This window comes from Clostridium sp. UBA871, from assembly GCF_002295255.1.
In the GTDB taxonomy this organism is placed as follows: domain Bacteria; phylum Bacillota; class Clostridia; order Clostridiales; family Clostridiaceae; genus Clostridium_J; species Clostridium_J sulfidigenes.
Window position 1 is genome coordinate 91385 of the sequence record NZ_DBFV01000003.1, and the last position, 23108, is coordinate 114492.

At 29.7% G+C, this 23108-nt stretch carries 16 protein-coding genes and 1 other annotated feature; of the genes, 12 read left to right on the forward strand and 4 right to left on the reverse strand.

Annotated elements, in window-relative coordinates:
* Positions 1 to 363: 363 nt before the first annotated feature.
* From B3086_RS02150 to B3086_RS02195, 10 genes are all read left to right on the forward strand, one after another.
* Positions 364 to 1740, forward strand: a complete 1377-nt coding sequence (locus tag B3086_RS02150) for a sodium-dependent transporter (protein WP_346847743.1) — start codon at positions 364 to 366, stop codon at positions 1738 to 1740.
* 109 nt (positions 1741 to 1849) lie between these two features.
* Positions 1850 to 2401: a 5-formyltetrahydrofolate cyclo-ligase gene (locus B3086_RS02155; RefSeq protein WP_346847742.1), complete on the forward strand. Its 552-nt coding sequence runs from the start codon at positions 1850 to 1852 to the stop codon at positions 2399 to 2401.
* A gap of 88 nt (positions 2402 to 2489) precedes the next feature.
* Positions 2490 to 4268, forward strand: a complete 1779-nt coding sequence (locus B3086_RS02160; RefSeq protein WP_346847741.1) for a peptidoglycan-binding protein — start codon at positions 2490 to 2492, stop codon at positions 4266 to 4268.
* Positions 4269 to 4431: 163 nt separating this feature from the next.
* Positions 4432 to 5277 carry a C39 family peptidase gene (locus tag B3086_RS02165; RefSeq protein ID WP_346847740.1) on the forward strand — a complete coding sequence of 282 codons (846 nt, stop codon included), beginning with the start codon at positions 4432 to 4434 and terminating at the stop codon, positions 5275 to 5277.
* Positions 5278 to 5497: 220 nt separating this feature from the next.
* Entirely contained in the window at positions 5498 to 6196 is a 699-nt protein-coding gene (locus B3086_RS02170) for a response regulator (protein WP_150845957.1), read from the forward strand.
* Positions 6171 to 8483 (forward strand): HAMP domain-containing sensor histidine kinase, encoded by a 2313-nt coding sequence (locus B3086_RS02175; RefSeq protein ID WP_346847739.1) that lies wholly within the window; start codon positions 6171 to 6173, stop codon positions 8481 to 8483. Before B3086_RS02170 ends, B3086_RS02175 begins: the two co-directional genes overlap by 26 nt.
* A 190-nt stretch (positions 8484 to 8673) precedes the next feature.
* Positions 8674 to 12333 carry an efflux RND transporter permease subunit gene (locus B3086_RS02180; RefSeq protein ID WP_346892730.1) on the forward strand — a complete coding sequence of 1220 codons (3660 nt, stop codon included), beginning with the start codon at positions 8674 to 8676 and terminating at the stop codon, positions 12331 to 12333.
* Entirely contained in the window at positions 12326 to 12934 is a 609-nt protein-coding gene (locus B3086_RS02185; RefSeq protein ID WP_346847737.1) for a TetR/AcrR family transcriptional regulator, read from the forward strand. Before B3086_RS02180 ends, B3086_RS02185 begins: the two co-directional genes overlap by 8 nt.
* A gap of 87 nt (positions 12935 to 13021) precedes the next feature.
* Complete coding sequence (locus B3086_RS02190) at positions 13022 to 13573, forward strand: pyruvate kinase alpha/beta domain-containing protein (RefSeq protein ID WP_346847736.1); 552 nt, start codon at positions 13022 to 13024, stop codon at positions 13571 to 13573.
* A gap of 230 nt (positions 13574 to 13803) precedes the next feature.
* Entirely contained in the window at positions 13804 to 15390 is a 1587-nt protein-coding gene (locus tag B3086_RS02195; RefSeq protein ID WP_346847735.1) for an ABC transporter substrate-binding protein, read from the forward strand.
* A 132-nt stretch (positions 15391 to 15522) separates the two neighbouring features.
* Here the strand turns inward: B3086_RS02195 and B3086_RS02200 are convergent, their stop codons facing one another.
* Both B3086_RS02200 and B3086_RS02205 read right to left on the reverse strand, forming a co-directional pair.
* Positions 15523 to 16608: a uroporphyrinogen decarboxylase family protein gene (locus B3086_RS02200; protein ID WP_346847734.1), complete on the reverse strand. Its 1086-nt coding sequence runs from the start codon at positions 16606 to 16608 to the stop codon at positions 15523 to 15525.
* Positions 16601 to 17269 (reverse strand): corrinoid protein, encoded by a 669-nt coding sequence (locus B3086_RS02205; RefSeq protein WP_346847733.1) that lies wholly within the window; start codon positions 17267 to 17269, stop codon positions 16601 to 16603. Before B3086_RS02205 ends, B3086_RS02200 begins: the two co-directional genes overlap by 8 nt.
* Positions 17270 to 17493: 224 nt before the next feature.
* Positions 17494 to 17717 (forward strand) — a binding site (T-box leader).
* Positions 17718 to 17975: 258 nt separating this feature from the next.
* Here B3086_RS02205 and aspS point away from each other — a divergent pair.
* A complete protein-coding gene (gene aspS / locus B3086_RS02210) occupies positions 17976 to 19265 on the forward strand; it encodes an aspartate--tRNA(Asn) ligase (RefSeq protein WP_346892732.1) in 1290 nt (429 codons plus the stop codon).
* Between the two features lie 108 nt (positions 19266 to 19373).
* On the opposite strand, the gene tpx is transcribed toward aspS, so the two are convergent.
* Together tpx and B3086_RS02220 are read right to left on the reverse strand one after the other, a co-directional pair.
* Positions 19374 to 19859, reverse strand: coding sequence for a thiol peroxidase (gene tpx, locus B3086_RS02215; protein ID WP_346847731.1), 486 nt, complete (start codon positions 19857 to 19859; stop codon positions 19374 to 19376).
* 100 nt (positions 19860 to 19959) lie between these two features.
* The gene (locus B3086_RS02220; protein ID WP_346876665.1) at positions 19960 to 20511 is read right to left on the reverse strand and encodes a manganese efflux pump MntP family protein; all 552 of its coding nucleotides are present in this window, start codon (positions 20509 to 20511) and stop codon (positions 19960 to 19962) included.
* Positions 20512 to 21102: 591 nt separating this feature from the next.
* Here B3086_RS02220 and B3086_RS02225 point away from each other — a divergent pair.
* Entirely contained in the window at positions 21103 to 22893 is a 1791-nt protein-coding gene (locus B3086_RS02225) for a MutS-related protein (protein ID WP_346890923.1), read from the forward strand.
* Positions 22894 to 23108: the final 215 nt, after the last annotated feature.

A 23108-nucleotide genomic window follows, 5' to 3' on the forward strand; every position in this document is an offset into this window, starting at 1 on the left:
GTATAAATAGAAGTTCTTATATTCATTGTTATTTAAAATATAGGATATTGCTATATACTGAAAATTTTTAAAGGGACATTATAGAGTTTTAATGGTATTGCAATATATTGTTAATAAAGTGTCAAAAACGATTTAACAATATATTTTATGGTGATTTCAAAATATAATTAATGTCTGGAAAGCCCTTAAATATAAGGATTTACATTTATGCGGCTATAGAGAATATGATAGCTATAAGCAAAACAATGAATATAGATAAAATTTCTATTCAATTATCTGAAAATTTGTATTATAATAATTATAAAATATATTCTATAATTAAATATATTTTAAACAATTATCAAATTTGATAGGGGGAAAGTTATGGATAAAAATACGAGTAACAGAGGACAATGGGCATCTAATATAGGTTTTATATTAGCAGCAGCAGGTTCAGCGGTAGGTTTGGGGAATATATGGAAGTTTCCGTATTTAGCAGGTGCCAATGGAGGAGGAGCTTTTGTTGTTATTTACTTAGTTATGATTGTAATCATTGGATTTGTAATTATGCTAGGTGAGATGGCAATAGGACGTAATACTCATTTAAGTTCAGTAGGAGCATACAAAAAGTTAAGTGAAAAGTGGGCCTTTGTAGGTTTTATTGGAGTAGTTGTGGGATTTTGCATACTAGCATTTTATAGTGTTATAGGTGGCTGGGTACTAAATTATATAGGTAAGTATTTAATTGGAGGAATATCAGGAGCAGAAGCAGGAAATTATTTTAGTGGATTCATAGCAAGTACTACTCAACCTATAGTATGGCATTTAGTATTTATGGTTCTTTGTTGTGTAATAGTATTGAAAGGAATAGCTGGAGGTATCGAAAAAGCAAGTAAATTTATGATGCCAGCACTATTTATATTATTAGTTATAATTGCTATTAGATCAGTAACTTTAGATGGAGCAATGGAAGGAATAAAGTTTTTTATAAAACCAGATTTTTCGAAGGTTACAATTGGAACAGTTATGGCAGCTTTAGGACAGGCATTCTTTTCATTAAGCTTAGGAATGGGGGCAATAATTACTTATGGTAGTTATTTGGGAAACACAGAAAACTTAGAAAAGAATGCAGTAATTATACCAGCTATAGATACAGCAGTAGCTCTTCTTGCTGGATTTGCGGTGTTACCAGCAGTGTTTGCCTTTGGATTTGAGCCGGGAGCTGGACCAAGCCTCATGTTTATAACGTTACCTTCAGTATTTGATTCAATGCCTTTTGGACAATTTTTTGGTATTTTATTTTTCATATTAATTTTGTTTGCAGCATTAACATCAGCCATATCGTTGCTTGAAGTTGTAGTAGCATTTGTAATTGATACTTTTAAAATAGAAAGAAAGAAGGCTACTATAATAATATCAACAATTTTATTTTTTATAGGAATACCTTGTTCCTTGGCCAATGGACCAGTTATGAAAGATGTATTAATATTTGGATACAATTTCTTTGACTTTATGAGTTTCTTAGCTGAAAATCTACTTATGCCACTAGGAGGACTTCTAATGTGTATATTCATAGGCTATGTATGGGGTGTTGATAATATCTCAGATGAGATTAGTTGCAATGGTAAATATAGATTTAGAAGTAAACAATTCTTTGTAATAATGATAAAATATATTGCACCAGTTTTAATATTCATTATATGGTTAAATGCCATAGGAGTATTACCATATATATTAAAAATATTTGGAATAACATTATAATAAATTTAAAGGAATACTACTAAACAATATTATTGTTTTGAGTATTCCTTTATTTAATGTATTATAAAATATATAAAGATATTAATCGGAAGAAAGGAGTAGATTACTAATGAATATAAAAGAAGAAAAAAGGCAACTTCGTAATGAAATTATGAAACGTATTGCTGAATTATCAAAGGATTATACTTTAGAAGCGGATAAGAAAATTTATGAAAAAGTAATAAATCTTAAGGAGTATAAAGAAGCAAAGGTTATATTTTGTTTTGTAAGTACAGAAGATGAAATTAATACAAGAAATATCATTGAGAATGCATTAGAAAGTGGTAAAAGAGTTGGAGTTCCAAAATGTATAGGTAAGGGGATTATGGAGGTACATGAAATTAAGGGCTATAAATCTTTAAAGGATGGAAAGTATGGGATATTAGAACCTAAGGATGAATGTCCATTAATTAGGTCAGAAGAAATAGATTTTGCTATAATACCTTGTGTTTCTTGTAATAAAGAAGGGTATCGTTTAGGTTATGGAGGAGGATTTTATGATCGTTACTTAGAACATGCTACCTTTACTACAGCTGTTATATGTAGAGAAAAGATTACTTGTGACTATATTCCTTATGATGAACATGATGTGAAAATTCATAAAGTGATTACAGATAGATAAATTAAGATAATTATATTTTGGAATTTTACTAACATAAATAGCTTTTCTCCATATAATAACTATGGATAATATTTTTTAGGAGAAAATTATGGGAAGAGGTTTTATAAAAGTAGAACTCTTTACTGCAAGAGAGGTGGTACCTGTTTCAGGCGGAAATATATTTATTTTAAAAAGTACTTCAGTAGATTTTGATAAAGGGCATATATTAACTACAGATTCTAGCGGAATAACGAAAATATTAGAAGTAGATACACCAGATATTGAACTATCAAAAAATAAAGATTCTGATCAAATACCATATTCAGTATATGATTTATATGTTAGGGCTCCTGGATATAAGGATGCAGTAGTAGAAGGGGTTCAAGTTTTTTCTAATGAAGTATCAATACAACAAGTAGAAATGATACCTACTACTAAGGAAAGAGAATTCTTAGAGGAACTAGAGCATAATTATATTCCACCACATCAGTTGATAGAGGAGATGCCTAGGGTTCAGGTAGATGAGAAAGAGCCAATTTTTCAAAGCAAGGTGTTGATAAGACCATATATTCCGGAATTCATAACAGTACATTTGGGTGCACCATCATCCTATGCAGAAAATGTTACTGTAAGATTTCCAGAGTATATAAAGAATGTGGCATCTAGTGAAATATATCCTACTTGGCCAGAGCATGCTATAAGAGCCAATATATATTGTCAAATTTCCTTTGCATTAAATAGAGTATATACAGAGTGGTATAGAAATAAGGGGTATAACTTTCACATAACTAACTCTACAGCCTATGATCAATACTTTATTAAGGGAAGAAATATTTTTGAGAATATTAGTAGAATTGTAGATGATATATTTAATGAATATATTACTAGAGAAGGTTATATGGAACCACTATTGGCACAATATTGTAATGGCACAACTGTAACTTGTAAAGGGTTATCACAATGGGATACTGTAAAACTTGCTACAGATGGATATGAAACTATGGAGATACTAAAAAATTACTATGGTGATAATATTGAACTAACAAAAACTAATGATATAAGAGGTATAGAGGAATCCTTTGGTGGAACTCCGCTAAAGCTTAATACTACAGGAAGTGATATAGAAACAATTCAAAGACAAATAAATAGAATTTCTAATAATTATCCAGCAATACCTAAAATAGAACCTGTAGATGGAGTGTTTGGATCAGAGACAGAATCATCTGTAAAGGCATTCCAAAGAATATTTAATTTATATGCAGATGGAATCGTTGGAAAATCAACTTGGTATAAAATATCAGGAATTTATGTAGGAGTTAAAAGATTAGCAGAATTAGAGTCAGAAGGAGAAAAATTAGAAAGTGCAGGTGAGTATCCTGGATATTTATTAAAGCAAGGCTCCACAGGTGATGCTGTATCTCAAATGCAATATTTCTTAAATTTTGTATCTCAATATTATAAAGAAGTGCCTCCAATTAATGGAGATAGTATTTTTGGTGTAAGTACCTTAGATTCAGTAATACAATTTCAAAAGAAATTTGGATTAGATGTAGATGGAATAGTTGGAAAGCAAACTTGGAATAAAATATACTCTGTATATAAAGATATAATTAATGGAAGTAATAAGCCAGAAGGAGATGGATATGAGTATCCAGGATATATATTAAAACAAGGTTCTAGAGGAAATGTCATAAGTAAATTACAAACCTACTTAAGCGCTATAGCAGATAAGTATCCCTCTATAAAAAATATAAATGTGGATGGGATTTTTGGAAAGGCAACAAATCAAGCAGTTATAGATTTTCAAAAGTGCTTTGAATTGAATTCTGATGGTATAGTTGGGCCATTAACTTGGGAGAAGATTGTACAAGTATATCAAGATATTTAAATTAGGAACAATATGATAATAAGATAAAGCTTATTCTATGGATTTAAATTCTATAGGATAAGCTTTAATTGTATATAATTTACAATTTGTTTAATTATTTGCTCTGTTTTACATAGTATACTATATTTAACAAATAAATCCTTTGGAAAGAAGGTAAAATCCATTGAAGATTACAAAAAGAGTAAGAGATAAGGATAAAAACTATTCAATAAAAGGGAAATCAATAAGTCTAAGAACAGTATTATTTTTTACATTATGCATTTTGACAGTATATATGTCAGCTATTTTAAATTCCTATACACCAGAGCAGATATCACTATGGAGTTATAAGAAACTAAATAATGAATTAAAAACTCACAAAATTAATGAACAATCTAATAAAAGTTACAAGCTTATCTCTGTACCCTATATAAGTCAAGCTGGAGAATATCCAACAGGGTGTGAGGTTGTAAGTACATCTATGATACTAAAATATTATGGATATAATATATCTGTTGATGAGTTTATAGATGATTATTTAGAGAGCTCATTTTTAGAAGAAGTTAATGGAGATTTATATGGTCCTAATCCTAATGAAGCTTTTGTTGGAGACCCAAGAAGTGTATATAGTTATGGATGTTATGCCCCTGTAATTGTTAATTCATTAAATAAAATCTTAGGAAAAGAGCACTGCGTAAAAAATACCACAGGAAGTGGGTTTAATGAACTTATAGAAAATTATATAGATAAAGAAATACCTGTGTTAGTTTGGACAAGCCTTAATTTACTTCCTACTGAATCAGGTGCAGAATGGTATTTGCGAGAATCAGGGGAGAAGTTTCAGTGGATAAGTAATGAGCATTGTATGGTATTTGTAGGTTATGATAAAGATAAATATTATTTTAATGATCCCTATGAAGGTAATGGTGTAGTTGGCTATGATAAGAAGTTAGTTGAAAAAAGATTTAAGGAATTGGGAGACCAATCGATAGTTATTTTAAATAATAAATTAATGAATGAAATATATTAACATAAACATGGAGCTTATACTTTAAGAATATTAAAGTATAGGCTCTATATTTTATAAAAGTTAATGAATTATGTTTCATAGCTACTATTCTTATTATGTGAACATATTGTAAGAATTTCTTAAGGTTTATATAAACAATTATTTAATATTTCAAGGGTAATATAGAAGTATAGCTTGAGAGAAGTCATGGTATAATTAATATGAAGTGGAGGGGAGTATAATGAATTACAATATATTAGTAGTTGATGATGATAAAGAAATAGTAGATGCCATTGAAATATATCTCTCAAACGAAGGATTAAAAATATATAGAGCTTGTGATGGAATTGAAGCTTTAGAAACTTTAGTAGATAAGGAAATACATCTTATCTTGATGGATATAATGATGCCAAGGATGGATGGAATTAGAGCAACTCTTAAAATTAGAGAAGAAAAAAATATTCCAATAATTCTTATCTCTGCAAAGTCAGAGGACACGGATAAAATCTTAGGCTTAAATATGGGAGCAGATGATTATATAACAAAACCTTTTAATCCTTTGGAGTTAATTGCAAGGGTTAAATCACAACTTAGAAGATATGTGACCTTGGGTAATTTTAACAAAGAAGAAGAAAAGGAAGTTTTAAAAAGTGGTGGATTAGAACTAAACACTAAAAATAAGGAAGTATTTGTTGATGGTGAAAGTATAAAACTAACACCTATAGAATTTAAAATTTTGGAATTATTGCTTAAGAATAAAGGAAGAGTATTTTCCATGGAAGAAATATACGAAAGAGTTTGGAATGAAACTAGCTACAATGTAGATAATACTGTAGCTGTGCATATAAGAAGGATTAGAGAAAAAATTGAAATTAATCCAAAGGAACCAAAATATTTAAAGGTGGTGTGGGGAATTGGATACAAAATCGACAAGTGTTGATGAAAAGGATAGAGAGTATGAAGAAATGGTAAAAGACTGTAGAAGAATAAAAATAGCAAAGACTATAGCTATTATAATAACTGTAGTAATGGTCTCCATATCCCTAATTTCTTTTAAAGATATTAGAGTTAATAGTGGTATTTTTGATGAAAGAAGTCTGTATGGAAGTAAATTTTTAGGAAGTGAAATCAACTCTTTTACAGAAAAGATTCTTGAAGTAATGGAACTTTATAAAACAGAAGATTATATTAAGGAAATAAAAAATTTAACCCAGGAAGAAATTCAATGGAAAAAAGAAATTATAAGAAAGAAGATTCAAGAAGAGTATGATAATGAGCGAAGTAAGTTACATGAAAAATACACTAACAATTGGGATGAAGAGAAGGTTAACAAAGAGGAAGAAGCTATCTATAAAAGCATAGAGGAAAAGTACAATTATAGTGATGAAGAACTAAAAAAGTTAATAGTTGAAGAGAAGTTGGTGAATTATAATAGGTATATTAAGACTTTGGACAGTTATGCAAATTTAAGGTACATTGCCTATGATAAAGCTAATGACATATGGCTTACCAACTATAAACCAGGTAAGGATGCCATTGCAGAGTTAAAGAAAAATAGTGGCTATTTTTCGGAATATCATATTTCTAGCGGAGTAGAAAATAAAAATATATTTATTAATGGAGAACTTATTAAAGACAAGGAAGTAAATGAATATGGTAACTACAGGGAAGGTTATGGAGCTACTGTAGTAGTTAAACATAGTTATAATGAGAATGGTAATAGTTATACTAATGAAGAGAGCTTTAGAGTAAAGGGAGATTTGGATATATATGTAGCAGTCCCAAGTAAACTAGTAGCTGGAGATAGCATATATAATACCTATGAAAAATTTCTGCAAGCTAATTCTATTGTAGATACAGAAATAGGCATTTTGGTAGCCTCCTTATTTGGGGTAGTAATTATGATTTTTGTCCTTAAGAAGTTTAGATATAAGCCATGCTATTCAAATAGAATAGTAGAAAAATTGAAAAATATGCCTTTAGAATTTAAGTTATTAGGTATATTAATGGGATGGATATCTTATCATATGTTTTTTACACATAATTGGAGTAATGAATATAGATACACCATCAATATTAATAATATAATGGTGGTAACACTAATTTTGATAGCTTATTACTTAATTATCAAAGCTTTACTTCAAAATTATAAGGAGAATACACTTCTTAAGGATAGTTATGGAGTAAAACTTTATAATCATTTATGTATAGCTATGGAAAAAGGTACTTTAGGAAGAAAATTAGTATTGGTTATAGGTGTATATGTAGCTATTTGTACTAGTGTATCTTTAATATTAATGGTTATAGTAGGAGCAGTAGGAGCAGTTATTGCCCTTGGCTTTGATATAGTTGCTACAGCAATTGTTATATATAAATTAGTGAAAGAGTTTGCTTATTTAAATAAAATAACTAATGGTGCTAAGCTTATTTCAGAAGGAAAAATTAATGATGATATATCAGAAGAGGGTAAGGGAGCATTAAGAGATCTTGCCCATAGTATAAACAATATGAAGCAAGGACTTAGAAAATCTATAGAAAATGAAAATAAAAGTGAGAAAATGAAAACAGAGCTTATTTCAAATGTATCTCATGATCTTAAAACTCCATTAACATCAATTATTAATTATGTAGATTTACTTAAAAGAATGGGCATTGAACCAGAAGAAGCAAGAGCCTATGTAGAAGTTTTAGATAGAAAATCTCAAAGATTAAAGATATTAATAGAAGACTTATTTGAAGCTTCAAAGGCTGCCAGTGGAGCTATGCAGTTAAATTTTGAAAAAATAGAGTTAAATGCTTTAATAAAGCAGACGTTAGGAGAAGCAGAGAATAGAATTAAAGAAGCAAATTTAGATTTTAAAACCAATATACCATCAGAAAAAATATATATTAATGCTGATGGGAGAAAAATTTGGAGAGTATTTGAAAACCTAATTTCTAATGCTATAAAATATTCCCTAAAAAGCACTAGAGTTTATGTGGATGTAAAATCTGAAAATGGTAAGGTATATATAACAATGAAAAATATATCAGCCTATGAATTAAACTTTGACGCTAGTGAGATTACAGAAAGATTTAAAAGAGGAGAAGAATCAAGGAATACAGAAGGTTCAGGCTTAGGTTTAGCCATTGCAAAAAGCATAATAGAACTTCATGACGGAGCTTTAGAAATAGGTATAGATGGGGATTTGTTTAAGGTGACTGTTGAGTTTAATATTTATGAATAATACATTCTAAAAAAATATATAAGGAGAGTATACTGTTTGAAAATAGATTAAGTACTTTAGTAAGTATTTAGTCTATTTTTAAGCAGTTTTTTAATGCCATGAACTTATTGTAGCTATATGTAATATATGGTATAATATCTGGTGACTGGACGGTCAGTCATTTGAATTTAATAATAATGGGGGTACTAAAGTGTTATCAAAATTCAGCGTGAAGAAACCTATGACAGTTATAGTAGGGGTTGTACTGGTTATTATTCTTGGAATTATATCTTTTACATCAATGACTACTGATTTATTACCTAGTATAGATTTACCTTATGTAGCAGTAATAACTGCCTATCCTGGTGCAAGTCCAGAGAAAGTTGAGCTTACTGTGACAAAGCCACTAGAACAAGTTTTATCTACTACTAGTGGAGTAGAAGAAATTAATAGTATTTCTAGTGAAAACTCAAGCATGGTTATTATTCAGTTCACTCAAGGGACTAATATGGAAAGCGCTATGATTGAGATGAATGGAAATATTGATATGGTTAAATCCCAACTTGATGATGAAGTGGGAACACCTATGCTAATAAAGATAAATCCAGATATGCTACCAATTGTAGTTGCTAGTGTAGACTTTGATGGAAAAGATATTACTGAAACATCAAAGAAAGTAACAGAGGAGATTATACCTGAATTTGAACGATTGGATGGAGTAGCATCTGTTTCTGGTACAGGGATAATTGAGGAAAGTTTACAAATCTCTCTGAAGCAAGAAAAAATAGATAAACTTAATAATAGAATTCTTAAATCTATTGATGGAAAGCTATCTCAAACTAAAGCAGAATTAGATAAAGCTGAAAAAGCTTTACAAGATGGTAAAGTTAAGTTTAATGAAGAAAGTGATAAGCAGAAGGAAAAGTTATTGGAAGGTAGTATGAGCCTTTCTTCCGGAAAATATCAAGTTGAACAAGGGCTAAAACTATTAATCCAAGGTCAAGAAGGATTAGAAAAAAAGCGTGATGAGATTAAAAAGGAAAAGGAAAATCTAGAGAAAGTTATAGAAGAGCAAATAAAGGCAGGAGAAGAAACTTCAGCAGAAGAAAAATTAAAATTAACACAATTATCTATAACTTTGGAAGCTACTAATAAAAGTATTGAAGAGATTTTAAAGCAAAAGAAGGAATTAGAGAAGAAGTTATCAGAAATTATAGGGGGAGAAAAACAATTAGAAGCTGGAAAGGCCACCCTTAACTCTGAGTTAGCCAAGGCACAACTTCAACTAGAAGAAAGTGAAGAGGCTATTAAGAAAGGAAAAGAAGAATTTAAAATTGCAGAAGAAAATGCTTATAAAAAAGCAGGATTAGATGGAGTGATTTCCCAAAGTTCATTAAGTAGTATATTAGCAGCAGAAAACTTTTCCATGCCAGCTGGATATATTACAGAAAATAAACATGAGTATTTAGTTAAGGTAGGAGACCAATTTTCAAATATAGATGAAATAGAAAATTTAGAATTGATAACCTTGGATATAGATGGTATTGGTACAGTAAAGCTTAAAGATGTGGCAGATATAGGATTTATAAATAATTCCCATGACATGTATGCAAAAATTAATGGTAATGATGGTATTTTACTTTCTTTCCAAAAACAAAGTACAGCTTCTACTGCTGAAGTATCCCATGATATAAATAAAACTATTGAAAAATTATTAAAAGAAAATCCAGATATGCATATAAATCAGCTTAGTGATCAAGGAATGTATATTGATATTGTAATAAATTCTGTATTAAATAACTTAATTTTAGGAGGAATTCTTGCAATAGTAATATTACTTGTTTTTTTAAGAGATATAAAACCAACATTTATAATAGCAATGAGTATACCCGTAAGTTTATTATTTGCAATAGGTCTAATGTATTTTAGTGGAGTTACTATGAATGTAATATCTTTAGCAGGACTAGCGTTGGGAGTTGGTATGTTAGTAGATAATAGTATTGTAGTAATTGAAAATATATATAGATTAAGAAGTGAAGGTATGTCTTCTGCTAAGGCTGCCGTTTATGGTGCAGCTCAAGTTTCAGGAGCAATATTTGCTTCTACTTTAACAACAATTTGTGTATTCTTACCTATTGTATTTACTCAAGGAATATCTCGACAACTGTTTACTGACATGGGACTAACAATTGCGTATTCATTAATTGCTAGTTTAATTATAGCCCTAACCTTGGTACCTACTATGTCATCTACTATGCTAACCAATACTAAAGAAAAGCCCCATAAACTTTTTGATAAAATTATAGATATTTATGTAAAGTTACTAGATAAAGCCCTTAATCATAAGATTATAATTATAGGTTTAGTGGTAGTATTATTAATTTCTAGTGCTTATAGTGCTTTTTCTATGGGGACAGCATTTATGCCAGAGGTTGATAGTAATGAGATAATGGTATCAATAGAAATGCCTAAGGAAAGTACTACCATAGATGCTAGAGAAATGAGTAATAAGGTAATGGATATAATCCTTACAATACCAGATGTTAAAACAGTAGGTGCAATGCAAGGTGGCAATGGTTCTATGGGCCTTTTGGGTGGTAATGGTAGCAATAAAGCAGTATCTATGTATATAATTTTAAAAGACGAAAGAAGTAACACTAGTCAACAAGTGGCTACTAGCATAGATGAAAAGACAAAGGACTTAAATTGCGATATAACTGTAAATTCATCTAATATGGATATGTCAGCTATGGGTGGCTCAGGTATAGAAGTTCTTGTTAAAGGTAATGACTTAGATAAACTTAAGGAGATAGCTACTGATTTAACAGGAATTTTAGAAAACACTGAAGGAACAATTGATATATCAAATGGCCTAAAAGATGCATCAGAAGAGACTAGAATTACAGTTGATAAAAATAAGGCACTTAAATATGGCCTTACTGTAGCACAAGTATATCAACAAGTGGATACAGCTATTAAGAATGAAACTAAATCAACTAATATTACAATTAACTCTAATGAATATCCTGTAATAGTTGTAACTGAATCTAAGGAAGAATTAACAAGGGAAACATTGAAGGATTATACTATAAAAGCTACAGTTAATGGTGAAGAAAAGGAAGTAGCCCTTAAGGATATATCTACAATTTCAGAAGACCAGGCATTAGCTTCTATTAATCATAAGAATCAAGTACGAAGTATGTCGGTTACTGCAGGTATAGACAATGAACATAATATTGGACTTGTGAGTAGAGATGTAGAAAGCAAAATAAGTTCTTATAAATTACCTGAGGGATACACCATAGATATTACTGGAGAAAGTGAAACTATTAATGAAACCTTAGTAGATTTAATAAAAATGATTTCACTAGCTATTGTTTTAATATATTTAATAATGGTAGCTCAATTTCAGTCATTATTATCACCATTAATAGTAATGATTACTATACCTCTAGCGTTTACAGGAGGACTCTTAGCATTAGTAATAACTGGTTTCGAGATAAGTATGATTTCCATGTTAGGTTTTCTTGTATTAGCAGGAATTGTAGTTAACAATGGTATAGTTTTTGTTGATTATGTAAATCAATTAAGGTTACAGGGTGTGGATAAAAGAAGTGCTTTAATTGAAACTGGAAAGGCTCGTATTAGACCTATACTTATGACAGCATTAACTACTATTTTAGGACTTTCAACCCTTGCTATGGGAATAGGAATGGGAGCAGATATGATTCAGCCAATGGCTATTGTAACCATAGGAGGATTAACCTATGCTACAATATTAACATTGTTTATTGTTCCTATTATATATGACATGTTGCATAGGAAGGATTTTGTAGCAGTAGTAGAGGTTGAGGAGATTAAAAATGTTTGATAGCAACTATGGAAGAAGAGAAATAGATATATTTAATGCTGTAATAAAGCTTATTAATGAAGGCATAGACCTTCATTCAGTAAAAGCTGCTGATATTGCAGAAGTAGCTGGTATAGGAAAAGGAACCCTGTATAATTATTTCAAGTCTAAGGAAGAAATATTAGCTAAGGCTATTATATATAATATAGAAATTCAATTTAATGAAGTGTTCAGCATAGTTAATAAGGCTCAGGGATTTAAAAATAAATGTTATGGTTTATTTAAATTAATAGAAGAAAATTCTAGAAGCAAAAACTCAAACTTTATCCTGGCTTTATCAAGTATTGAAACAGATAAACTAAGACAATATTTAGAAGAAGGTAACCAAATTTTTATAAAGCGAAAGGAAGAAATGTCTGACGCTGTAAGAAGGTTAATGGAAGTTGGAATAGATGAGGGTATAGTTAGAGCACAAGAAAATAGAGAGTATGAATATTATGTATTTATAAGTGCTATGTTAGGCTATTCAAATTATTTTTGTTCTACATCAAACCTTGAAACTATGGATATAGAAAAGATAAAAGAAAATGCTTACACTTTGATTTTAAAGTCGTTAAGTTAAAGGATTTTAATTAGGGTAGAATTATTAGCAAAGAGGATATATGTTATAATTTAAATATATTATATATAATTTTGGGAGGAAGTTAGTATGTATTTTGAAAAACCAGGAAAACAGAATACTAAAGATACATTAGAGAGTGCATTAAAAACAGCTCGTAAAAGGAGTATTAAGACTATAGTAGTACCTACTAGTACAGGGAATACTATAGAGGAGCTTCTTAAGTTAGATATAGATGGAATAAACATAGTATGCGTTACACATGTTAATGGGTTTAAAGAACCCGGAGTTCAAGAAATTTCTGAAGAGAAACTAGCGTTATTTAAAAGTAGAGGAATTAAGGTTGTAACTACAACCCATGTGCTTAGTGGAGCAGAGCGTGGACTTTCACGTAAGTTTGGAGGAGTAAATCCTGTAGAAATAATTGCATACTCTCTACGTATGTTAGGTCAAGGTACTAAAGTAGCAGTGGAAATAGCAGTAATGGCTTTAGATAGTGGTGCTATAGGATATATGGAGCCCATTATAGCTTTAGGGGGAACAGGCCTAGGAGTAGATACTGCCATTATTATGCGTACGTCTCATGGTTCTAATATTTTAGATTGTAAAATAGATGAATTTATTTGTAAACCAAGTTTATAGTATAATTTTATTTAACTTATTTTAAACTCAATATTTCATTAAGGTTATAGAACTGTCTCAAAACAATTTACTAATATAAGATGTAATTTGTTTTGAGATAGTCTTTTTTTGTGTGGGTATATTTCATAGTGGTCCTTTATTTTAAGAATAATTTATTTTCATGCTTAAAATTAGTCTAAAGTGCAAAAGCTAAAGTAAAATAATTTATGTTTTATATCAAGGAGGACATTATGAAACTTAAAAGAATGATTTCTATGTTATTAATAATTATAAGTATAATGAATTTTACTGGGTGCGGTAATTTAAAAGGTCCTAAAAATGATGAAGGGCAAATATCTACTACGGTTGGAGGAAATATAATTGTTCCAGTAACAGAGAAACCAGAAATAGTAAACCCTGCATTTACCAATGTAGGAGAGGTTCAGCTAGTGTCTAATATAATTTATTCTCCACTTTTTTCTTATGGAGAGGGAGATGTTAGAACTTATCTAGCAGAGTCCGTTGACTTTAAGGATAATATGGAGATAACTATTAAATTAAAGGAAAATCTAAAATGGCATGATGGTAAACCTATAAATGCAGATGATTTGGAGTATACAATAAACCTGATTTTAGATGAGAATCAGGATTCACCCTTAAGAGAGTATTTAATTATAGATGAAAAGCCTATAAAAGCAGAAAAATTAGATGAATTAACTATTAAAATAACCCTTCCAGTTGAGAACTCAATGTTTTTATATAATCTTTCCAAGGTGGTTCCTATTCCTAAGCATATTTATGAAAATGAAGGTATAGTTGCCACCTCAGAGAGAAATAAGACACCTATAGGATCTGGTCCCTTTAAATTTAAAGAATGGACTAAAGAAGATAGTATGGTTTTAGAAAAATATGATGATTATTATTCAGGAAGTCCTAAGGCTGATTTCATAACAATAAAAGTATTTTCATCAGAAGAAGCTGCAGAGGAGGCTTTTAATAAGGGAGAGCTAACCTTAGTTAAAGCAAACCCAGAATTATATGATAAAGCCTATAAGGGAGAAGAATTGCAATCTTATACCTTTAGCCAAGGAAGATTAAACTATATAGTTTTTAATCAAAATGTTAGTTCAATGCAAAATATAGTATTTAGAAAAGCACTATCCTATGCTTTAGATAGAAAAGAAATGATAGTTGCAGCCTATGGAGAATCAGGTGCAGAGAAGGTAGAAGAAGGAAATTCAATTTTAATTAAAGAGGCAGAACTATACATAGAAGATGAGGTAGAAGTATATAATCATGATATAGAAAAGTCTAAAGCATTAATAGAAGAAAGCGGAGTTGCTATAAATAACCTTAAGTTAGCATATAATACAGAAGCTTTTGCTCATAAGGAGTATGCAGAAATTGTACAGAAACAATTGAAAGACATAGATATAGAGGTTGACATAGTACCTTATGAAAATGTAGATTTTTATAACAAGTTATATAGTAAAGATGATGAATGTGCTTTATACATTAGTGGATATTCTTTAGGATTAGCTCCAGAAGATTATAGAAAGATGTTTGAAACAGGCTCTTACTATAATCAAACAGGATATACTAACTTTAAAGTAGATAATTTATGGAAGGTAGGGGCAGAAGAGGTAGATGCAGATAGAAGAAAAGCAATTTATCGAGATATACAACGTCAGATTGCATCAGATGCAGCAATTTATGCTATAGATTATGAACAAAACCTTATGGTAGCACAAAAAAACCTAGATGGAGTACCAGAAGCTAAACCTACAGCTAATATACTTTTTGAAGATTGGTCAAAGTTACATTTAAATAATAAATAGACTACATGTAATTTAAGCGCTGAAACTTACCTAATAGTTATAAGAAAGATTACTTTCAACAATGTAAGAAAATTTCAGCGCTGATTCAATTTTGAATATTTTAAAACTCATTTATAAACCAATAGGATACATTTAAATACCACCATACTTTTTAATAAGAAAGTCTATTTTTTCTGGATCTATAGGCCATCCAAGTTCTCTAGTAACATCCAGCATAGCATGGATATTATCCATAGGAGTTTCAACAGGAAGTCCACATCCAGACATTACCGAATAGCCTTTAGGACTATCATAACCATCCCTTATACATATTAATGTAGCTACCTTAACTTCATTAGGAGTACCGCTATACATTACAGTAGAAGGATCTACATTTCCCATGATTTTTATTTGGTTTCCTATAGTTTCTTTACACTTTGATAGGCTTACTACATTATCTATACTAAATGCACTGAAGCCTAAATCTACTATATTTTGCCAAATAGGATCTGTTTTTCCACAAATATGAACAGAAGGAGTTGAACCTTTATCCTTTATGAAGTTAACTAATTGTTCCATATATGGCGTACAGTATTTTCTGAAATGAGTAGGACTAATAACAGTGGAAGATGCCATAGGTTCACAGATGCTAATTCCAACGCCTTGTTTTAGAGATTCTTTCACAAAAGAAATACAACTATCAAGAGAAATTTTGCATAGTTTATGAACGGCTTCAGGATTTCTTATCATGAGTTTGGTCATTTCTTGAACACCAATTAAGAAACATGCATTAGTGAATGGTCCTACTATTGCTGCACTACAAGGAACTTCAGAACCTATAGCATCTTTTACGATTTTCATAGATTCTATATGAATAGGAAGCCTTCCATCCTTTAATGGATTTACAGGGGTAAGTTTACTTAGTTCATCTATAGATTTAATTGCTGGTTCAAGTAGGTCTACAGTATTATCCTCTGGATATTTCATTTTTGCACCCATGGCTTCTGAGATGATAAATAAATCTGTAAATATTTTAGCACCATCTCCACCAAATCTTTTGTGGGTTTCTATAACTGCATGGGATAGAGCTTTACTACTATGATTAAACTCAGAAATTTTTAATCCTGCTACCCTTGCAATGCCGTTGGAAAGATTTGGATTGCATTGTATTCTATCGATAGTGTTTCCTTGAGAAATTGCTATAGCCCTTTCCATAGGAGTCATTTTATCTTTAAACATTAGCTACACTCCTCCTTGAAACAAGTTCTTTGGCTAAACGAGCAGCCTTTGAAGCCTCTACTTCATAACCATCTGCCCCTATTTTATCTGCAAAGCTTTGAGAGATGGGTCCACCACCTATCATGACTACAACATCATCTCTAAGTCCAGAATCATTTAACATATCAATAACTACCTTCATATTATCCATAGTTGTAGTCATTAAAGTAGACATTCCAACTAATGTAGCTTTTGTTTCTTTTACTTTATTTATGAATTCCATAGGAGGAACATCTCTTCCTAGGTCATGTACTTCAAAACCACAGGTTTCAAGCATAATCTTGAATAAATTTTTACCTATGTCATGGGTATCGCCCTCTACTACACCCACAACAGCCTTATGTTTTATCCCATTAGAAGCAAATTTTAGATGAGGTCTAAACTTATCCATACCTGCATACATAGCATCAGAACACATAAGTAGCTCAGGAATATAATACTCCTCTTCCTCATATAAAATTCCTGCCTTATCCATTCCTACAGCTAAACCAGAAGCTATTCCATCATAGGCATCATATCCTAGATTTAGGTATTCATCAGCTTTAGCTCTTACTAAATCTTCATCCATATCAAGGACGCTGTTACATAGAGCATCTAAAAGTAAATTTTTCTTTTCGTCCATTTTCACACACACCTTTTTGTTTTATTGTAGGTTTCTATAAATTCATAAAAAAATAAATTTATATCCAAGTATATAATAATATTTTTTTTAGAATAATTTAGCATTATTTGAAATAACTATTAGTTAAATTTATTTATTTAAAGTTCTAACTAAAAATAATGAAGAATTATCAAAATATATTGACAAAAATTCTAAAAAGGCATATTATATAGAAAATATATATTTATAATTCTTTGAAAGGAAGAGTAAATATTACTAAGTATGTAAAGCGAGTAGAGGATGGTGGAAGCTCTATGAGAAAAGTAGTATTGAAAGACATCCTGGAGATATTTACCTGAAATGAAAAGTAGGGTAGATCGGATTCCTCCGTTAAAGGGATTGAGATGATAAAGTAAATAATACTTAATCAAATTAGGATGGTACCGTGAATATTGCTTTCGCTCCTATTGGAGTGAAGGTTTTTTTTATTTTAATGAAATAGAGCTCATTTCATTAATGTAAGTTTTCTTAGAATACCGGTATAAGGCATCTTGAGATGCTTTAAGAAAATTAATCTATCCTAATATATAATAATTTCTAGTGTGTATAACTCTAAGAATTTATTAGTATTTAATTACTATATCAGCAAGGGTGGTACCGCATATTTTGCCCCTTGAGCCGTTGGCTTAAGGGGCTTTTAAAATGTTTAAATTTAGGAGGTATAACAATGAAAAGAGTATTAGTAAATAATTTAATTGATCATATGAATGAAAAAGTAAAAATATCAGGATGGATTTATCGCATAAGAAAGTTGAAGTCTATTACTTTTATAGTATTAAGAGATAGAACAGGTCTAGTGCAATGTGTAGCTGAAAATTCTATTGCTGAAAAAATGGATTTAAAAACAGAATCTGTAGTTTCTATTGAAGGTATAGTTAAAGAGGGAAAAAATAAATTAAATAACTTTGAGATTGAAATTGAAAGTATTGAAGTTATTAATTCTACAATAGGGGAACTTCCTATAGAACTTAATAATAAAGATCTAAACATTAATTTAGACACTATGTTAAATAATAGAGTATTAAGTTTGAGACATGAAAAGATAAGTTCAGTATTTGGTATTCAAAATATACTAGTTCAGGGATTTAGAGAATTTTTAACTAAGGAAGGATTTACAGAAATTTTCACACCCAAATTAGTATCTGAGGGAGCAGAAGGAGGAACAGAGGTATTTAAGGTTAAATATTTTGAAAGAGAAGCTTATCTAGCTCAAAGCCCTCAGTTTTATAAGCAGATGATGGTAGGTGCAGGTTTTGAAAGAGTTTTTGAGATAGCTCATGTATATAGAGCAGAACAGCATAATACCAATAGGCACTTAAATGAATATATAAGTATGGACTTTGAAATGGGATTTATTGAAGATGAAAGAGAAATTATGGACATGGAAGAAAGACTATTAAAGTATATTTTAAGTAAGGTTAAAGAAGAGGGGAATAAATACTTAGACATACTAGAAGTTAAAATTCCAGAAATCCGAGGAGAAATACCTAGAATGAAGTTGAAGGATGCCTTGGACATACTAGAAAAAGAGTACGGCAAAGAGAACTTAGATGGAGACCTTGACCCAGAGGGTGAAAAACTTATTTATAGATATGCCAAGGAAAGGTTAAACTCAGATTTCATATTTTTAACCCATTACCCAAGGAAAAAGAGACCAATGTACACCATGCCTTGTGGAAAACTAGAGACTTACAGCTTTGACTTATTATTTAGAGGAGTTGAAATAACTACTGGAGGACAAAGAATTCATAATTATAATGAGTTAATAAAAAATATAGAATATAAAGGTCTTAACCCAGAGAATTACAGCAGCTATACCTGTGTATTTAAACAAGGTATGCCAACCCATGGAGGTCTTGCCATAGGATTAGAAAGGTTAACGGCTCAGTTATTAGGATTAGAAAATGTAAGAGAAGCATCACTAATTCCTAGGGACAGAACTAGACTTACACCTTAAGTGACCTTAGGAGCAAAGAGAAAAAAATTAAAATTTAAGTATAAGTTCTAAGTCCAGGATATTATTATACATCCTGGACTTTCATTAAAACATATACAAATTATTGTATTACTTCACAGCTTGAAGTGCAGCTTCATAGTTAGGTTCATCAGTGACTTCACTGCAATATTCTACATAGGTAATTGTGTTATCTTCATCTAATACGAAGACAGCTCTAGTAAGTAATCCTAGTTCATTGATGTATACTCCATATCTATCACCAAATTCTCTAGTTTTATAATCGGAAAGAGTAATTACATTTTTAATTCCAGCAGCTCCACACCATCTACCTTGAGCAAAAGGTAAATCCATTGATATGGTGTATATAGTAACATTATTAAGTTTAGAAGCTTCTTCATTGAATTTTCTAACTTCCATATCACATACACCTGTATCTATAGATGGAACAACTACAAAGATTCTTTTTCCTTTAGTATCTTGTAAAGTAACAGGTTGTAGTTCATTATTAATTAAAGTAAAGTCAGGAGCCTTATCTCCTACTCTTAGTTGAATTCCTTTTAAAGTAATTGGATTGCCTTGAAATGTAATTTCCAAGCATATCATCTCCTTTTAAATTTATATTCCATAGATATAATATGCTCAAATATACTATTTATTATAAGGTTTTATAACAATATTTAAATAGTAAACAATATTATAAAACTGCCTTTACAGCTATAATAATTAAAATAATTCCGCCTAATATTTCAGCTTTTTTACCAAGTAAATCTCCACATTTCTTTCCTATGAAGATGGCAATAAAACTACAAATAAATGTGGTTATACCGATGATACAAATAGCTGGAAGAATAGCAATATTCATAGCGCTAAAGCCAATACCTACTGCAAAAGCATCTATACTAGTAGCTATTCCTTGAAAAAATAAAAGCTTGTAGTTAAGGGGTACAACTTTATTTTCATCTTCTTCTTTATCTGGGAATATGCCTTCTTTTAACATATTTGCCCCTATAAATCCTAATATGATTAAAACTAAAATACCAGAATATTTACTTAAAATTTCTGAGAACATTCCTCCTGCATAATAACCTAGAAAAGGCATTGCCCCTTGAAAGAAGCCGAAGAATAAAGGCATAGCTATAATTTTTGTTTTAGTAGCATCCTTGTACACCATACCATTAGTCATAGATACTGCGGCAGCATCCATACTAAGACATAATCCTATCATTATAATTTCAATAGTACTCATTAAAAAACTCCTTAATCTTATTTTATTAAACTTTAAGTTATCCTCCTCATACATAATAAAAGACCCATGTATAGCAAAGTTTAAAGTATCTCTTTTATTAGAGACATCTTAATTAAGCTATACATGAGTCTTGTTCTTTAAGGCAAGCCAGATTAAAAAATTAATCATTATGTTGACTTGTCACGTATAAAAGCATTATACGCAAACTACTCCCCCATGATACATTATTTTATTATTATATTATAAAACCATGAATAAGTAAATATGATTTACACTTTTATATAAGTTTGATATAAGTAGAAATATTGGATATAATATACATGTAATATAACATGTAGTAACAGTGAAGAGCAACAATATAATTTAAACATAAAATTAAACTGAAAAAGATATTATAAAATAGCTTATCTATATATGGAGAATTTAACTATAAAACTATATAACTATATAAATAGTTAACTATTTGTTCTGTTCATGCGGGTTTCGGGGGTTTGCTGTTTAAATATTATATTTAAACTTATGTTAAATATATAAGAAATTGATATAGGTACAGTGATGATTTTAAAGTGTAAAAAGGAAAGGAGTAATAATGTGGTTGAAGATAAATTTTTAAGCAAAATAAGTAAGTATAATGATGATATTGCTAAATATAAAAAAGAATTTGATAGAATCGGATATTTAAGATTATTAGTAATGATACTAGCCTTGTATTTCACCTATATAGGAATAAAGGTAGAAGTGACAAATAGGGTTCTATTTCTTTCTATAGTTTTTTATGGAAGTTTTATATTTTTAGTAATATATCATAGAAAAGTAAAAAGTAAATTAAAACTGGCTGAGGATATGATTGAAATAAATAATAGATACCTTCAAAGAATTTCTGGTCAGTGGATAAAGTTTCAGGATTTGGGAGAAGAGTTTGTAAATAAGGAGCACAGATATGCATCTGATTTAGATATTGTAGGTAGTGAATCTTTATTTCAATTAATAAATATAACTAATACTTGGCATGGAAGAAAATCTTTAGCTAATTCTTTATTAGAACCTAGGTTTGATTATAATGAAATACTATTAAGACAAGAGGCTATAAAAGAGTTATTTGATGACTTGGATTTTTGTGAGGAAATGGAGTATATAGGTAGAAATAGTAGGAATAGATTAAAAAGTCCTGAAAAATTAATAAAATATGTAGAAGATAAAGGTGTCCTTATAAAATCGAAATTAATTAAAAAGACTATATATTTAATGCCCTTAGTTACAATACCAATTACTTTAATAATACTTATATTTAAAATGAATAATTTTAATTGGTTAATGTATTTTCTTTTAATTGTGCAAACAATTATATGGACAATATCTACTTTAAAGTTAAATTTAGTTCTAGAAGTAGTTAATTATTTTAGAGGAAACCTAGAAGAGTATTTAAACATTTTAAAGTTAATAGAGAAAAAAGATTTTAAATCTAAAAAGTTAAAGAATATAAAAGAAAATTTATTTAAAGATAAAGATTCATCAATTAAAGCTATAAAAAGACTTTCTAATATATCAGAAAGAGTAAATATGAGAAATAATGGATTGTTATATTTAGCTTTAAACATACTATTTCTTTGGGATTATCAATGTGTATTTTCTCTTGAGGATTGGAAGGCTGAAAATGGTGATAAAATAGAAAGTTGGCTTTCCAATATTGGGGTTATAGAAGAACTTATGAGTCTTGCTGTGTTAATTCATATAGATGAAAATGTAACATTACCAACAATAAATCCTAGGGGTGTTAAAATAGAGGCACAAGACCTTGGTCATCCTTTAATAAATAGAGATGTACGAGTTAATAATGATTTAAGTATGAAGGAAAATATATTTATAATTACAGGATCAAATATGTCAGGTAAAACTACATTTTTAAGAACTATAGGTATAAATTTAGTTTTAGCCTATGTAGGTGCACCAGTATTTAGTAAGAAAATGGAGTGTAGCTTATTAGAGATATATACATCTATGAGGATAACAGATGATTTAAAAAATGGAATTTCAACTTTTTATGGAGAATTAATTAGAATAAAGGAAATTATTGAAGGTGCAAAGAATAATAAAAATATGATTTTTCTTATTGATGAAATTTTTAGAGGAACTAATTCTAAGGATAGGATTACTGGAGCTGAAGCTGTAATTAAAAACTTAAGTAAAGCTGGAGTTATAGGGGCTTTAACTACTCATGATTTAGAATTATGTAGTCTTTCAGAGCATAGTGGAATAAAAAATTATCATTTTTCTGAGTATTATAAAGAAAATAAAATATATTTTGATTACAAACTAAAAGTAGGTAAATCCAATACCACAAATGCTAAATATTTAATGAGAATTGTAGGAATTGAAATTTAATTTACATGGGTTCTTTATTTTTAAAGAAAATGGTGTAATTTTAAGTATGTATTAAGTACTTTTAAGTTAATATTCTCATGGAAAGTAATATATGTGTTATTATTTTCATAAGATATATAAGGCATCTTCAAAAAATAAATAAGTCAGAATATACTTTCCATCTTTGACTTATTATTTATTTTCAGATGCCTAAAATAATTAGGGGGAAAGTGTAA

What these genes read in the sequence shown, in the direction of transcription:
- B3086_RS02200 (WP_346847734.1), bottom strand. Translation starts at nt 16,608, where the DNA reads ATGTTTAAAGATAAAATGACTCCTATGGAAAGGGCTATAGCAATTTCT.
- B3086_RS02190 (WP_346847736.1), top strand. Translation starts at nt 13,022, where the DNA reads ATGTATTTTGAAAAACCAGGAAAACAGAATACTAAAGATACATTAGAG.
- B3086_RS02155 (WP_346847742.1), top strand. Translation starts at nt 1,850, where the DNA reads ATGAATATAAAAGAAGAAAAAAGGCAACTTCGTAATGAAATTATGAAA.
- B3086_RS02160 (WP_346847741.1), top strand. Translation starts at nt 2,490, where the DNA reads ATGGGAAGAGGTTTTATAAAAGTAGAACTCTTTACTGCAAGAGAGGTG.
- B3086_RS02195 (WP_346847735.1), top strand. Translation starts at nt 13,804, where the DNA reads ATGAAACTTAAAAGAATGATTTCTATGTTATTAATAATTATAAGTATA.
- aspS (WP_346892732.1), top strand. Translation starts at nt 17,976, where the DNA reads ATGAAAAGAGTATTAGTAAATAATTTAATTGATCATATGAATGAAAAA.
- B3086_RS02185 (WP_346847737.1), top strand. Translation starts at nt 12,326, where the DNA reads ATGTTTGATAGCAACTATGGAAGAAGAGAAATAGATATATTTAATGCT.
- B3086_RS02220 (WP_346876665.1), bottom strand. Translation starts at nt 20,511, where the DNA reads ATGAGTACTATTGAAATTATAATGATAGGATTATGTCTTAGTATGGAT.
- B3086_RS02170 (WP_150845957.1), top strand. Translation starts at nt 5,498, where the DNA reads ATGAATTACAATATATTAGTAGTTGATGATGATAAAGAAATAGTAGAT.
- B3086_RS02205 (WP_346847733.1), bottom strand. Translation starts at nt 17,269, where the DNA reads ATGGACGAAAAGAAAAATTTACTTTTAGATGCTCTATGTAACAGCGTC.
- B3086_RS02150 (WP_346847743.1), top strand. Translation starts at nt 364, where the DNA reads ATGGATAAAAATACGAGTAACAGAGGACAATGGGCATCTAATATAGGT.